Below are 13451 nucleotides of genomic sequence, written 5' to 3'. Positions count from 1 at the left end.
CGGGCCTTTCGCCGCCCGGTCCGAGCCTTTATAGTCACAGTGACTATTAAGGAGGCGGGCGTGAGTCTCGCGGACATACTCGATCCCTTGCAGCAACCCCTGGTGACGGTCCTGGACACCCCGGTCAGCTGGACCGAGGTGCTGGGCTTCGGCAGCGGTGCGCTGTGCGTCTGGCTCGTGGCCCGCCAGCACCTCGCCAACTGGCCGATCGGCATCGCCAACAACCTCTTCTTCATCCTGCTGTTCACCCAGTCCGGCCTGTACGCCGACGCCGGACTCCAGATCGTCTTCATCGCCCTCGCCGCGTACGGCTGGTGGACCTGGACCCACGGGGGTGGACCAGGGACGGACCTGCCGGTGCGGCGCACCACGCGCACCGAGTGGACCTGGCTGCTCGTGGCGGGGGCGGTGGGGACCGCGGCGCTGACCGTCCTGCTGGACCGGGCGACCGACTCGACCGTGCCGTTCTGGGACGCGCTGACGACCGCGCTCTCGCTCGCGGCGACCTACGGGCAGTGCCGCAAGCTGGTCGAGTCCTGGTGGCTGTGGATCGCCGCCGACCTCGTGTACATCCCGCTGTACGCGTACAAGGAGCTGTACCTGACCTCGCTGCTGTACGTGGGCTTCCTGACGCTGTGCCTGACCGGCCTGCGCCACTGGCGCCGCGACCTCACGGCGGCCGACCCGCAACTCTCGAAGGCCCTCGCATGAAGCGCTACCCGCACGGACTCGTGCTCGGCAAGTTCTACCCGCCGCACGCCGGCCACCACCACCTCGTCCGCACCGCCGCCGCCCGCTGCGAACGGCTCACCGTCCTGGTCTGCGCCGCCTCGGTGGAGTCCGTCCCGCTCGCCGACCGCGTCGGCTGGATGCGCCGGGCACACCCCGATGTGACGGTGGTCGGCGCCATGGACGACACCCGCATGGACCTCCACGACCCGGCGATCTGGGACGCGCACATGGCCGTCTTCACCGCCGCCGTGCCCGAGCGGGTGGACGCCGTCTTCACCTCGGAGTCGTACGGGGACGAACTGGCCCGCCGCTTCGGCGCCGAGTCCGTCTGCGTCGACCCCGGCCGCACCGCGTACCCCGTCTCCGGCACCGCCGTCCGCGCCGACCCGGCCGGCTGCTGGGGCTTCCTCGAAGCGCCGGTGCGGGCGGCGCTCGCCCGCCGCGTCGTCGTCCTCGGCGCGGAGTCCACCGGCACCACCACACTGGCCCGCGCGCTCGCCGCCCACTACCGGCGGCGCGGCGGGATCTGGGCGCACACGGGGTACGTCGCCGAGTACGGGCGCGAGTTCAGCGAACGGAAACTGGCCGAGCTGCGCGAACGGTGGCCCCGGGCCCAGTGGGAGGACGTCACCCTCGCCACCCATGACTTCCCGCACATCGCCGAGGTCCAGAACGCCCGCGAGGAGGAGGCCGCCGGCACCGGCTCCCCGGTGCTCTTCTGCGACACGGACTCCTTCGCGACGACCGTCTGGCACGAGCGGTACGTGGGCGGGCGCAACCCGCTGGTCGAGCGCGTCGCGGACGGGGCCCGCCACCATCTGTGGCTGCTCACGGACCACGAGGGCGTCGCCTTCGAGGACGACGGGCTGCGCGACGGCGAGGAGCTGCGACCCTGGATGACCGACCGCTTCCGGGCCGAGCTCACCCGTACCGGCCGGACCTTCATCGAGGTGACCGGCAGCCGCGAGGCGCGGCTCGCCCGCGCGGTCGAGGCCGTCGACGCGCTGCTCGCCGAGGGCTGGGACTTCGCCGCGCCCCTCCCGGAGCACCGGTGAGCGCCGCTGCCCCCGAGGGCTACGACCCGAGCGCCTTCGAGCCGTTCGCGGTCACCGTGGACCTGGCGGTCTTCACGGTCCGCGCGTCCCGGCTGCACGTCCTGCTGGTCGAACGCGGCGCGGAGCCGTACCGGGGCCGCTGGGCGCTCCCCGGGGGCTTCCTGCTGCCCCGCGAGTCCGCCGGGGCCGCCGCGCGCCGCGAGCTGGCCGAGGAGACCGGGCTGAGCGACGACACCGTCTCCGGCCTCCATCTGGAGCAGCTGCGCACCTACAGCGACCCGGACCGCGATCCCCGGATGCGTGTCGTCTCCGTCGCCCACACCGCCCTCGTCCCGGACCTGCCGGAACCGCGCGGCGGCGGTGACGCGGCGCGGGCGCGCTGGTGGGACGCGGGCCGGACGGGCCCGCTCGCCTTCGACCACGACCGCATCCTCGCGGACGCCCGCGACCGTGTCGGCGCCAAGCTGGAGTACACCTGCCTGGCCACCGCGTTCTGCCCGCCGCACTTCACCCTGGGCGAGCTGCAACAGGTCTACGAAACGGTCTGGGGCGTCGAGCTGGACCGCCCCAACTTCCGCCGCAAGGTCCTCGCCACCCCGGGCTTCGTGCAGCCGGCGGAGGGCGCCCCCCGCCGCACCGGCGGTCGCGGCAAACCGGCCGCCCTCTACCGGGCGGGCGACGCCACCGCACTCCACCCCCCGCTCCTGCGACCGGCGCGCTGACCGGGCTCGCGCCGATGGCTGCCGCCCGCACGCAGGGTGGCCCGCACGAGCTTGAGGCCCTCTGGGACGCCTGAGCCACGCCTCGCAACGCCTCACCGCTCCACGACGCCGGTCTCCCGGTCACCGACCTCGGCCACGCCCACCACTACCGGGGGTTCGCCAACACACAGTGCGGGCCCGGCTCTCAGAGCGCTGACGCCGACGCCCGGCGGGCGCGGATCAGGAAGTCCTCGATGCGGGCCCGGTCCGGCTCGGCCGGCAGCGGGGAGGTGCCGGCCGCCTCGTCGTTCTCGGTGGCGAGGCGGGTCATGCGGTGTTCGACCTCCGGCCAGGGGACCTCGCCGCGCTTGACCGCGAGGAGGGCTTCGCGGGCCTCGCCCACCTCGATCGTCAGTTCGCCGGTGCGCAGCAGGTCCCGGCAGCTCGCCAGCAGGCGCAGCAGATGCATCGCGTGCTTCCAGCGCGGGGCGCCGTGCACGCGGACGTCCGCCTCCAGCCTGCGGCGCTGGGCCAGGGCATAGCGTACGAACGAGTCGTGCGCCCGGCGGGAGAGGAACGCGCCGCGCAGGGCGAGCAGTTCCCGGCCGGTGTCGTCCACGTGGTCCACGAGTGGCGAGTGCAGGCACTCCAGCACATTCGGATTGGCCCGCAGCGCCAGCTCGCAGAAGCGTTCCAGCTCCCAGGAGAACTGCTCCGCCGCCGGGCCCTCGATGTGCGTCGGCGGCTTCTCGAAGCGCCAGAACAACGGGGTCGGTGCCAGGAAAACGCCCCGCCGGTCGGTGTCGCTGGCCTCGGTGGCGAGACCGAAGGCGCGCGACCCCATCACACAGGAGTACACCGTGTGGCGGCGCACCAGGTCCTCGTCGGTCGGCGTGATCATGCCGGGAGGCTACGCGAGGACCGGGCGCGGGCGCGTCTCATAAAAGGGCCGGGGGCGGGCACGGGACCCCGCCGCCCCTCTACGCTGATCGCATACGCGGGAAGCGACAGGCGTGAAGCGACACCGAACGAGCGAGGAGCACGACGTGGCGGTACGAGCGGTCCGGGGCGCCGTCCAGCTGGACCGGGACGAGCCCGGGCACCTGCACGAGCGGGTCGGCGCCCTGCTCACCGCCGTGCTGGAGCGCAACGAACTCGTCGCGGACGACCTGATCAGCATCTGGTTCACGGCCACGCCCGACCTGCACAGCGACTTCCCGGCCGCCGCCGCGCGCTCCATCGGGATCGTCGACGTACCGCTGATCTGCGCCCAGGAACTGGACATCGAGGGCGCCATGCCCCGGGTGGTCCGGGTCCTTGCGCACGTCGAGACCTATCTGTCCAAGGCCGAGATCAACCACGTCTACCTCGGCGCCACCGCCGCCCTGCGCAAGGACATCGCCCAGTGAGAACCGCCGTCGTCATCGGTACCGGCCTCGTCGGGACCTCCGCGGCCCTCGCCCTCGCGGGCCGGGGCGTCACCGTCCACCTGGTCGACCACGACCCCGAGTCCGCCAGGACCGCCGCCGCGCTCGGCGCCGGTACGGAGGAGCCGCCCCAGGACCGCGTCGACCTGGCGGTCGTCGCCGTGCCGCCCGCCCACACCGCGACCGTGCTCGCCGCCGCCATGCGCGACGGGGTCGCCCGCGGCTACCTCGACGTCGCCAGCGTCAAGGGCGGCCCGCGCCGCGAGCTGGAGGCGCTGGGGGCCGACCTCACCCCGTACATCGGCACGCACCCCATGGCCGGCAAGGAGCGCTCCGGGCCGCTCGCCGCGACCGCCGACCTCTTCGAGGGGCGGCCCTGGGTGCTCACCCCGACCGGGGACACCGACACCGAGGTGCTGAACCTCGCCCTGGAGCTGGTCGCGCTGTGCCGGGCCGTCCCGGTCGTCATGGACGCCGACGCCCACGACCGGGCCGTCGCGCTCGTCTCGCACACCCCGCAGCTGATCTCCTCGATGGTCGCGGCGCGCCTGGAGGACGCCGACGAGACCGCGGTACGGCTGTGCGGGCAGGGCATCAGGGACGTGACCCGGATCGCGGCCTCGGACCCGCGCATGTGGGTCGAGATCCTGTCCGCCAACCCCGGTCCCGTCGCCGACGTCCTCGCGGGCGTCGCCGCCGACCTGGAGGAGACGGTCACCGCGCTGCGCGGGCTCCAGTCCGCCGACGCGGAGAAGCGGCGCGCCGGCACCGAGGGCATCCGCTCCGTCCTGAGCCGGGGCAACGCGGGCCGCGTCCGGGTGCCCGGCAAGCACGGCGCCGGCCCGGCCTCGTACGAGACGGTCGCCGTCCTGATCAGCGACCGGCCCGGCGAGCTGGCCGCGATCTTCGCCGACGCGGGCCGGTCCGGGGTCAACATCGAGGACGTGCGCATCGAGCACGCCAGCGGCCAGCAGGCCGGTCTCGTCCAGCTGATAGTGGAACCGAGCGCCGCCCCCGATCTGGCGGCCGCCCTCCGCGAACGGGGCTGGTCGATCCGTCAGTAGGACCATGGGAAACTGACCGGTCGCACGCTTGTCCACAGGGGTGACCGGGCCCGTCCCCGCACTCGGTAACCTTGTGCGGGGCGGGTTCACGCGTCCCGCCCAGCCCGCCCCGAGCACCAGGAAGGTGTCCACCACCGTGGAAACCGTAAGCGCCGCCGTCCGGACCGCCCCGGCCGCAGTGATCGTCGCCATCGACGGCCCCTCCGGCACCGGCAAGTCCAGCACCTCCAAGGCCGTCGCCGCCCAGCTCGGCCTCAGCTATCTGGACACCGGCGCCCAGTACCGCGCCATCACCTGGTGGATGCTGAACAACGGCATCGACGTGCACGACGCCGCACAGGTCGCGACCGCCGCCGCCAAGCCCGTCATCGTCTCCGGCACCGACCCCGCCGCCCCGACGATCACCGTCGACGGCGAGGACGCCGCCGGTCCGATCCGCACCCAGGAGGTCACCTCCAAGGTCAGCGCCGTCAGCGCCGTCCCCGAGGTGCGCAGCCTGATCACCGAGCTCCAGCGCACCATCGCCGCCGAGGCAGGCAAGGGCATCGTGGTCGAGGGCCGCGACATCGGCACCACCGTGCTCCCCGACGCCGACATCAAGATCTTCCTCACCGCGTCGCCGGAGGCCCGCGCCGCCCGCCGCAGCGGCGAGGTCAAGGGCTCCGATCTCGCCGCCACCAAGGAAGCGCTGATCAAGCGGGACGCCGCAGACTCCGGCCGTAAGACCTCCCCGCTCGCCAAGGCGGCCGACGCGGTCGAGGTGGACACCACCGAGCTGACGCTCCAGCAGGTCATCGAGTGCGTCGTCACGCTCGTCGGGGAGAAGCGGGCCGCGAAGTGACCGACGCCACGAGCGCGCCCTCGCCGCGTGGCGCGGCGGTCGGGCGCGGCATCGGGATCGGGCTGATGTACGGGCTCTTCAGGCCCCGGGTCCTCGGTGCCTGGCGGGTCCCGGCCGCCGGACCCGTCATACTCGCGGTGAACCACTCGCACAACATCGACGGGCCGATGCTGATGGGCACCGCGCCCAGGCCCGTCCACTTCCTGATCAAGAAAGAGGCGTTCGTCGGCCCCCTGGACCCGTTCCTGCGCGGAATCGGGCAGCTGGAGGTGGACCGTACGACCGTCGACCGCACCGCCATCACCCGCGCGCTCGGCGTGCTGGAGGACGGCGGGGTGCTCGGGATCTTCCCCGAGGGCACCAGGGGCGAAGGAGACTTCGCCTCGCTGCGCGCCGGACTCGCGTACTTCGCGGTGCGCAGCGGGGCGCCGATCGTCCCCGTGGCCGTCCTGGGAAGCACCGAGCGCCGCGGCCGGCTGATATCGGCACTGCCGCCGCTGCGCAGCCGCGTGGATGTCGTCTTCGGGGAGCCCTTCGAAGCGGGCGACGGAAGCGGCAGGCGTACGCGCAAGGCGCTGGACGAGGCCACGCTGCGCATCCAGGCCCGGCTGACCGGCCACCTGGAGCACGCCGGGCGCCTCACCGGGCGCACCGGGTAAGACTTGAGTAGTGGACCGCGCGCTGCGTGGTCCATCGATGATGATGCAAAGAGGAACGGACTTCATGAACGACCAGATTCACTCCGGCGGCTCGGACCACGAGCACGGAGAGCTTGGCGATGCCGAGTACGCGGAGTTCATGGAGCTCGCCGCGCAGGAGGGGTTCGACCCCGAGGAGGTCGAGGGCGCACTGGACGAGGCCGGTCACGGACCGCTCCCCGTCCTCGCCGTCGTCGGCCGGCCCAACGTCGGCAAGTCGACCCTGGTGAACCGGATCATCGGCCGCCGCGAGGCCGTCGTCCAGGACAAGCCGGGCGTCACCCGCGACCGCGTCACCTACGAGGCCGAGTGGGCGGGCCGCCGCTTCAAGGTCGTGGACACCGGCGGCTGGGAGCAGGACGTCCTCGGTCTGGACGCCTCCGTCGCCGCCCAGGCGGAGTACGCGATCGAGACGGCCGACGCGGTCGTCTTCGTCGTCGACTCCACCGTCGGCGCCACCGACACCGACGAAGCCGTCGTCAAGCTGCTGCGCCGGGCCGGCAAGCCCGTCGTGCTCTGCGCCAACAAGGTCGACGGGCAGAGCGGCGAGGCGGACGCCACCGCCCTGTGGTCGCTCGGCCTCGGCGAACCGCACCCGGTCTCCTCGCTGCACGGCCGCGGCACCGGCGACATGCTGGACGCCGTCCTGGAGGCCCTGCCCGAGGCCCCGCCGCAGTCCTTCGGCACGGCGGTCGGCGGCCCGCGCCGCATCGCGCTCATCGGCCGCCCGAACGTCGGCAAGTCCTCCCTGCTGAACAAGGTGGCCAACGAGGACCGCGTCGTCGTCAACGAGCTGGCGGGCACCACCCGTGACCCGGTGGACGAGCTCATCGAGCTGGGCGGCGTCACCTGGAAGTTCATCGACACGGCCGGCATCCGCCGCCGCGTCCACCTCCAGGAGGGCGCGGACTACTACGCCTCGCTGCGCACCGCCGCCGCCCTGGAGAAGGCCGAGGTCGCGGTCATCCTGATCGACTCCAGCGAGACGATCAGCGTCCAGGACCAGCGCATCGTGACCATGGCCGTGGAGGCGGGCCGCGCCGTCGTGCTCGCCTTCAACAAGTGGGACACGCTGGACGAGGAGCGCCGCTACTACCTGGAGCGCGAGATCGAGACCGAGCTCGCGCAGGTCGCCTGGGCCCCCCGGGTCAACGTCTCGGCCCGCACCGGCCGCCACATGGAGAAGCTGGTCCCGGCGATCGAGACCGCGCTCGACGGCTGGGAGACCCGCGTCCCGACGGGCCGGCTCAACGCCTTCCTGGGCGAGATCGTCGCCGCCCACCCGCACCCGGTCCGGGGCGGCAAGCAGCCCCGCATCCTCTTCGGCACCCAGGCGGGCACCAAGCCGCCGCGCTTCGTCCTCTTCGCCTCCGGCTTCCTGGAGCACGGCTACCGCCGCTTCGTGGAGCGCCGCCTGCGCGAGGAGTTCGGCTTCGAGGGCACCCCGATCCACATCTCGGTCCGGGTCCGCGAGAAGCGGGGCCGCAAGAAGTAGGCCCCAGGGGTACGCGTACGGCGCAGCCCCGGACCGCACGGCGACCGTGCGGTCCGGGGCTGCGCCGTGTCCGTACGGTCAGGCGTCCCGCGAGCCGGGCGGCAGCGCCGCGGGCCGGGCGTGCCCGGCGTGCCGTCCCACCCGCTGCCAGCCGCCGAGGCCGCGCAGCGGGGCGCGCGAGCCGGGCAGACCGCTGCCGAGGGCCTGGAGGCCCAGACTCTCCTCGCCGGTCCGGTCACCCGGCAGCGCCCGGAACGAGCGGCGGTACTCGGAGTACAGCGCGTCGTAGATCGGGGTGTGGGACGGGCCGCCCGAGGGGTCCTGCGCGGGACGCATGCCGGGGATCGGGCTCGGACGCTGGTGGAAGGGGTCGTATGAGTGCACGTAGGTGCCAACGACGTCGTCGGCCGTCGGATGCGGGCCGGGCGCGGAAACACCCGTCGGGCAGACACCTGTTCGCCGCCGGGGGTCCGGATGCGCGGTCACGGTCAGGTCCCGGCCAGCGGCATGGCTGCGGCGACCAGCAGCCCGGCGGCCGCCGCCTTCTCCAGCGCGTCGCGCAGCAGGTCCTCGCGGGGCTGCTGGCCGATGGAGCCCGCCGGGGCGGCGTAGACCAGCACGGTCTGCGACTTGTTGGCGGCGGTCCGCCAGCCCTCGGTGACCTGGAGCGGCGCGTGCGCCTGCCACCAGGCGACCGGGGTGCCGCCCCCCGTACCCGGCTGGAGCACGGCGTGCAGCTGGCCCATGGCGAGCAGGATCGACCAGCCGTGCAGCACCTCCGGCACCTGCTCCATGCGGTGGACCGGCTGGAAGCCCTGCTCCAGGAGGAGCTGGAGGAACTGGTCGCCGTCCCGGCCGTCCGTCCCGGGGCGGGCGATGGCGCCGGTCGGCTCGACCACCAGGGCCGGGTGCAGCTCGTCGTCGATCAGGACGAGGCCGCTGGTGATGCCGAGGACGGCCTGCTCCGGGGCGACCCGGTCCGGCTCGCCCCGGTCGCCGCCGGTGATGCTGCGGACGGCGCCCTGAAGCTGCTCCTCGGCGACCTGGACGACCTGCGAGGGGATGCAGCTGGCGTGCGCGAAGGCGAGCACGGCGGTCTCGTCGCCGACGAACAGCACCGTGCTGGTGCGCTCCTGCTCGGAGTCGCCGGGGGTGCGGCAGGAGGTGCAGTCGTAACTGCCCGGGGCGTTGTCGCCGACGAGCAGCCGGTCGGCTTCGGCGTCGCCGATCTCGGCGCGTACGTCCTCGCTGACATCGAGCATGCGCGGCACGGGTGGCTCCTCGAACTCGGTACGTGCACCGGGCGGTTCCCGGCTCAGAGATGACAACGGGCGAGCCACTGCCGGGGTCACGCGGGAAGCCGTACGGAATCGTGTCCGGGCGCGCCGGACGGGCCGGGCGGGCGGGGGAGCGGCCGACAAAGGGGGGCGAAAGCCGCCCGCGCGCGGCGGGGTGGACGCGTGCTGCCGGCAGGCTCCCGCCCGCGCGCCGGAATGCGCGGAACCGGGTTGTCCGCTATACGGTCCGCCGGTCACGGACGGGCCCGTCCGATGGTATGTCTGTCGGCCCCGGGGATAAGGGTGCGATAAGAGAGGGTGAATTACCGGCGAAGCCCGTCTTTGCGGAACGTTTTCCCGCAGGGAATTCGGCCTCGCTCCGGGTGGAAATCCGTCGTCGTTTTCCCGTCTTCCGGGAACCCGTCCGAAGATCGTTCACCGACCTGTGCGATTACTGTGCGTCCGGTTGTGAATCGCACGTTCGGGTGAAGGGGGCCATGGGGAACACGTGTCGGGATCCTGTGACACAAGCGTGACCGGTGAGCGACGTGAGGATGCCGTGTGACCGCGCCCGGCCCCCGCTACCGCCCCTGTGGCCGGGCGTCTACGGTGAGAGGCATGGCACCTCTACCGACTCCGCCCGCCCAGCCCGACGACGCCACCGGCGCGTATGTGGGGCTCTCCGCGGAGACCGCCGAACAGCGGGCCCGGGAGCACGGCTGGTCCACCGTGCGGGCCCTGCCGCCGGGCACGGTCATCACCATGGAGTTCCAGGCGGGTCGGATCAACTTCGAGGTCGACGGCGGCGTCGTCAGGCGCTGCTGGACCGGCTGAGCCGCCCGCGTACGCGATGAGGGGCCCCGACCGGGCGTGGTCGGGGCCCCTCGTCACGTACGCCTGGATCAGCTGCCGGCGACCGGCCGGGCCGGGGCCGTGCCCCCGCGCGGCGCGCGGTCGGCGTGCGGCGGGCGCCGGCTGCCGGCCGGCGTCACCGGGGACCGCTCCGAGCGCACCGCATGGGCGGCGGCGGGCGCGGGATGGGGGCGCGGGCGGCCGTTCGCGGCCGCCGGACGCCCGGCCTGGCCGCGCGCCGGACCCTGCGCCGCCGGTTCCTCGGCGGGCGGCTGTACGGGGGCCTGCGCGGCCGGCTGCGCGGCCGGCACGGGCACCGGGGCGTCGGCGGCGGGCACCGGGGCCGCCGGGCGGCTGCCGGGGGCGCCCAGCCGGGCACGGGCGGCGAAGATCCAGTCCTCGGCGCGGGTGATCAGCGGCTCCACCCAGGGCAGGCCGAGCAGGATCAGCAGGCCCGCCGCCCAGCCGAGGAGCACATCGCTCAGCCAGTGCGTACCGAGGTAGACCGTCGTCAGGCCGACGCCGAGCGAGACGATCGCGGACATGGCCGACAGATAGCGCCTGGCCCTCGGGGTGGCGGCCAGATAGGCCAGGATTCCCCAGGTCACGACGGCGTTGGCGGTGTGGCCGGAGGGAAATATATCGCCGCCGGCGAAGAGCTCGGCCGATCCGATCCTGGTCGCGTAGTGCGGGCCGAGCCGGCCGAGGCCGATCTTGACCGCGCCCACCGTCAGGTTGAGCAGCAGCAGCGAGGCGCCGAGCGTCAGCAGCGGACGCAGGGTGTGCTGCCGCCAGGAGCGCCAGCCGAGCCAGCAGGCGACCATGACCGCGGTGGGCCCGCGCTGGCCGAGGACCACGTAGTAGTCGAGGGCGGCGTGGATTTCGGGCCACTGCTGGTAGGGCCGGAAGAGCATGACCTTCCAGTCCAGGGCCACCAGCCAGGACGACATGAGCACGGCAACGACGATGGCCAGATAGAACGCCAACGTCCCGCCGAAGAGAGCGATGCGGTGACGACTCATCCGCGGTGTCTCTATCTTCGGCGGTTCCGGCTCCCGGTCCAGCCGGGCGAAGATGTCGGTACGCACCCAATCGACGTTACAGCGAGTGAGTGGGCGCGCCTGTCGATCCGGGCGCTTTGTGATGACGATGTGATGTGGAGTATGTCTCAGCCGCCGGGTTTTTCCAGGGAGTCTGAATAACTCGCCTCTCCTTTTCGGCCTGTTATCCGATTCCTGTTCGACAAGTAATGCACTGACGCCCGCGAAGAATTCCGGGGATCTCGAAGTGTGTTTATCCACGGTGCGGCGGAGCGGAACGGAGGGTGTCAGTCCGGTTACCGTACGGCTTCGGGCGGGGGGCCGTGCGGTGCCGTCGGACGGTGCGCACAGTGGCGTACGCCACACTCCGCCGGGTCGGACGGTATGAGATGGGCCACGTGTGGCCCCGCCGAACTCGCGTACGCTGACGGATCACTCGCCCGTCGACGCCGGGCCCGGACACCGCGTCCCGTGGGCCCGCCGAGAGCGAGGGACCATCTGGGAGGTAGATGCATGTCCGGGACGCCCACCGCCCGAATCCGTCTGCGCGCAGCCGCCGACGGTGCCAACCGCTGGGTCGTCCTGGTCGTCCTCTGCCTCAGCCTGCTGCTCGTCGCGCTCGACGCGACCGTGCTGCACGTGGCCGTCCCCGCCGTCACCGAGGACCTGCGGCCCAGCGCCGCCGGACTGCTCTGGATCGTGGACGCCTACCCGCTCGTCTGCGCCTCGCTGCTGATCCTCTTCGGCACCCTCGGCGACCGGGTCGGACGCCGCCGCGTCCTGCTGCTCGGTTACGCGCTCTTCGGCGCCGCCTCGGCCGTCGCCGCGCTGGCCGACAGCGCGGGCGTGCTCATCGCGGCGCGGGCCCTGCTCGGCGTCGGCGGGGCGATGATCATGCCCGCCACCCTCTCGATCCTGCGCCAGGTCTTCCCCGACCGGCGCGAACGGGCCGTGGCGATCGGCGTCTGGTCCGCCGTGGCCGCCGTCGGCGCCGCCACCGGGCCCGTCATCGGCGGCTTCCTCGTCGAGCACTACTGGTGGGGCTCCGTCTTCCTGATCAACATCCCGCTGATGGCCCTGATCCTCCCGGTCGGCCGGCTGCTGCTCCCCGAGTCCCGGGGCAACGACGACGGACCCTGGGACGTGCTCGGCGCGCTGATGGCCGCCGCCGGGGTGCTCGGTGTGGTCCTCGGCGTGAAGCGGGCCGGCACCGGCGAGGGCCTGGCCGGCCTCGCGACCCTGGTGCCGCTGCTGCTCGGGGCCGCCCTGCTCGCCGCCTTCGTACGCCGCCAGAAACGGCGCACCCACCCGCTGATCGACATCGGCATGTTCACCCGGCCCGCCTTCTCGACCGCCGTCGGCTGCATCGTCCTGGCCATGCTCGCCCTGGTCGGCCTGGAACTCGTCGCCGTCCAGTACCTCCAGCTCGTCCTGGGCCTCAGCCCCCTGGAGACCGGCCTCCGGCTGCTGCCGCTCACCTTCGCCGCGATGGCCGCCGGCGCCACCGGCTCCCACACACTGCGCCGGTTCGGGCCGCGCCGGATGGTCGGCTGGGGCTTCGTCCTGACGGCCGCCTCGGTGCTGACCCTGACCGTGATGGGCCGCGACGACCGGCCCGTCCTGCTGGCCGCCGCCTTCGTGGCCCTCGGCTTCGGCCTCCAGTCCACGCTGTTCGGCGCGTACGAGTCGATGCTCAGCGATGCCCCCGCCGACCGGGCGGGCGGGGCGGCCGCGATCGGGGAGACCTCCTACCAGCTGGGCGCCGGCATGGGGATAGCGCTCCTCGGAAGCGTGATGAACGCCGCCTACACGCCCGGCCTCGCGGAGCTGCCCGCCGACGGTGTCCCCGCGTCCGCGGCCGCCGGGGCCGCCCATTCGCTCGGCGAGGCTTACCAGCAGGCCGCGGCGCTGGGCGGGCCGCTCGGTACCGTCCTGCGCACCACGGCCCGGGACGCCTTCATCGCCGGGCTGCATGTGACGCTGCTGGTCAGCGCGGGGCTGCTGCTCCTCGGGGCGCTGGCCGCGCTGCGGCTGCCCCGGCTGATGGAGTGCGCCCCGAAGCTCTGCGAACCCCGGGAGCCGGCGGAGCGCCCTGACGACACGCCGCCGCGCGAGACCGCGGACCGGCTCGACGCACCGCCCCGGGTGCCCGCGCGGCGCCGGCCGGGCGGGGCGGGCCCCGGGCACCCTGGACGTCCGGCACACCGGGTCGTAACGTCGGCAAGGCACCGTAACTAACACTGCTAGTTTTCGAGCACCCGCCGGAGGC

14 protein-coding genes are annotated in these 13451 nt (G+C 73.3%); 10 read left to right on the top strand and 4 right to left on the bottom strand.

Translation table 11 applies throughout. The features are described from left to right. Window positions 1–60 precede the first annotated feature (60 nt). Genes pnuC through OG338_RS04555 form a run of 3 tightly spaced genes read left to right on the top strand, consistent with a single transcriptional unit; the run spans window position 61 to window position 2509 of the window. Complete coding sequence (gene pnuC / locus OG338_RS04565; RefSeq protein WP_405936086.1) at window positions 61–711, top strand: nicotinamide riboside transporter PnuC; 651 nt, start codon at window positions 61–63, stop codon at window positions 709–711. Continuing rightward, window positions 708–1787, top strand: a complete 1080-nt coding sequence (locus OG338_RS04560; RefSeq protein WP_405936085.1) for an AAA family ATPase — start codon at window positions 708–710, stop codon at window positions 1785–1787. Before pnuC ends, OG338_RS04560 begins: the two co-directional genes overlap by 4 nt. Further along, window positions 1784–2509 carry an NUDIX hydrolase gene (locus OG338_RS04555; RefSeq protein WP_405936084.1) on the top strand — a complete coding sequence of 242 codons (726 nt, stop codon included), beginning with the start codon at window positions 1784–1786 and terminating at the stop codon, window positions 2507–2509. Before OG338_RS04560 ends, OG338_RS04555 begins: the two co-directional genes overlap by 4 nt. Before the next feature lie 184 nt (window positions 2510–2693). Here the strand turns inward: OG338_RS04555 and OG338_RS04550 are convergent, their stop codons facing one another. After that, window positions 2694–3389 (bottom strand): DNA polymerase beta superfamily protein, encoded by a 696-nt coding sequence (locus tag OG338_RS04550; RefSeq protein WP_405936083.1) that lies wholly within the window; start codon window positions 3387–3389, stop codon window positions 2694–2696. Between the two features lie 145 nt (window positions 3390–3534). Here OG338_RS04550 and aroH point away from each other — a divergent pair, with 145 nt between their 5' ends. The 5 genes from aroH (at window position 3535) to der (ending at window position 8013) form a co-directional block, all read left to right on the top strand. Next, entirely contained in the window at window positions 3535–3897 is a 363-nt protein-coding gene (gene aroH, locus OG338_RS04545; protein WP_405940316.1) for a chorismate mutase, read from the top strand. Next, the gene (locus tag OG338_RS04540; RefSeq protein WP_405936082.1) at window positions 3894–4979 is read left to right on the top strand and encodes a prephenate dehydrogenase; all 1086 of its coding nucleotides are present in this window, start codon (window positions 3894–3896) and stop codon (window positions 4977–4979) included. The genes aroH and OG338_RS04540 overlap by 4 nt, the downstream gene beginning before the upstream one ends. Window positions 4980–5103: 124 nt before the next feature. Beyond that, a complete protein-coding gene (gene cmk / locus OG338_RS04535) occupies window positions 5104–5820 on the top strand; it encodes a (d)CMP kinase (protein WP_405936081.1) in 717 nt (238 codons plus the stop codon). Further along, window positions 5817–6479: a lysophospholipid acyltransferase family protein gene (locus tag OG338_RS04530; protein WP_405936080.1), complete on the top strand. Its 663-nt coding sequence runs from the start codon at window positions 5817–5819 to the stop codon at window positions 6477–6479. Before cmk ends, OG338_RS04530 begins: the two co-directional genes overlap by 4 nt. A gap of 64 nt (window positions 6480–6543) precedes the next feature. Then, window positions 6544–8013 carry a ribosome biogenesis GTPase Der gene (der, locus tag OG338_RS04525; RefSeq protein ID WP_391264211.1) on the top strand — a complete coding sequence of 490 codons (1470 nt, stop codon included), beginning with the start codon at window positions 6544–6546 and terminating at the stop codon, window positions 8011–8013. A 78-nt stretch (window positions 8014–8091) separates the two neighbouring features. On the opposite strand, the gene OG338_RS04520 is transcribed toward der, so the two are convergent. Further along, window positions 8092–8349, bottom strand: coding sequence for a hypothetical protein (locus tag OG338_RS04520; RefSeq protein WP_405936079.1), 258 nt, complete (start codon window positions 8347–8349; stop codon window positions 8092–8094). A 152-nt stretch (window positions 8350–8501) separates the two neighbouring features. Then, the gene (locus tag OG338_RS04515) at window positions 8502–9284 is read right to left on the bottom strand and encodes a hypothetical protein (RefSeq protein ID WP_405936078.1); all 783 of its coding nucleotides are present in this window, start codon (window positions 9282–9284) and stop codon (window positions 8502–8504) included. Window positions 9285–9908: 624 nt separating this feature from the next. On the opposite strand from OG338_RS04515, the gene OG338_RS04510 reads away from it, so the two are divergent. Beyond that, on the top strand, window positions 9909–10124 hold the full coding sequence (locus OG338_RS04510) for an I78 family peptidase inhibitor (RefSeq protein ID WP_405936077.1): 216 nt from the start codon (window positions 9909–9911) through the stop codon (window positions 10122–10124). Between the two features lie 68 nt (window positions 10125–10192). Here OG338_RS04510 and OG338_RS04505 read toward each other — a convergent pair whose 3' ends face one another. After that, complete coding sequence (locus OG338_RS04505) at window positions 10193–11230, bottom strand: phosphatase PAP2 family protein (protein WP_405936076.1); 1038 nt, start codon at window positions 11228–11230, stop codon at window positions 10193–10195. 465 nt (window positions 11231–11695) lie between these two features. Between OG338_RS04505 and OG338_RS04500 the strand changes: the two genes are divergently transcribed. After that, the gene (locus tag OG338_RS04500) at window positions 11696–13420 is read left to right on the top strand and encodes an MFS transporter (RefSeq protein WP_405936075.1); all 1725 of its coding nucleotides are present in this window, start codon (window positions 11696–11698) and stop codon (window positions 13418–13420) included. Window positions 13421–13451: the final 31 nt, after the last annotated feature.

The organism is Streptomyces sp. NBC_00726, assembly GCF_045161735.1.
GTDB lineage: Bacteria > Actinomycetota > Actinomycetes > Streptomycetales > Streptomycetaceae > Streptomyces.
This window is presented reverse-complemented; position numbering and strand designations above follow the sequence as displayed.

Bases quoted from the DNA above. Each gene is read 5' to 3' on its own strand.
- OG338_RS04560 (WP_405936085.1), top strand. From the start codon at position 708: ATGAAGCGCTACCCGCACGGACTCGTGCTCGGCAAGTTCTACCCGCCG.
- OG338_RS04550 (WP_405936083.1), bottom strand. From the start codon at position 3,389: ATGATCACGCCGACCGACGAGGACCTGGTGCGCCGCCACACGGTGTAC.
- der (WP_391264211.1), top strand. From the start codon at position 6,544: ATGAACGACCAGATTCACTCCGGCGGCTCGGACCACGAGCACGGAGAG.
- OG338_RS04520 (WP_405936079.1), bottom strand. From the start codon at position 8,349: ATGCGTCCCGCGCAGGACCCCTCGGGCGGCCCGTCCCACACCCCGATC.
- OG338_RS04510 (WP_405936077.1), top strand. From the start codon at position 9,909: ATGGCACCTCTACCGACTCCGCCCGCCCAGCCCGACGACGCCACCGGC.
- OG338_RS04500 (WP_405936075.1), top strand. From the start codon at position 11,696: ATGTCCGGGACGCCCACCGCCCGAATCCGTCTGCGCGCAGCCGCCGAC.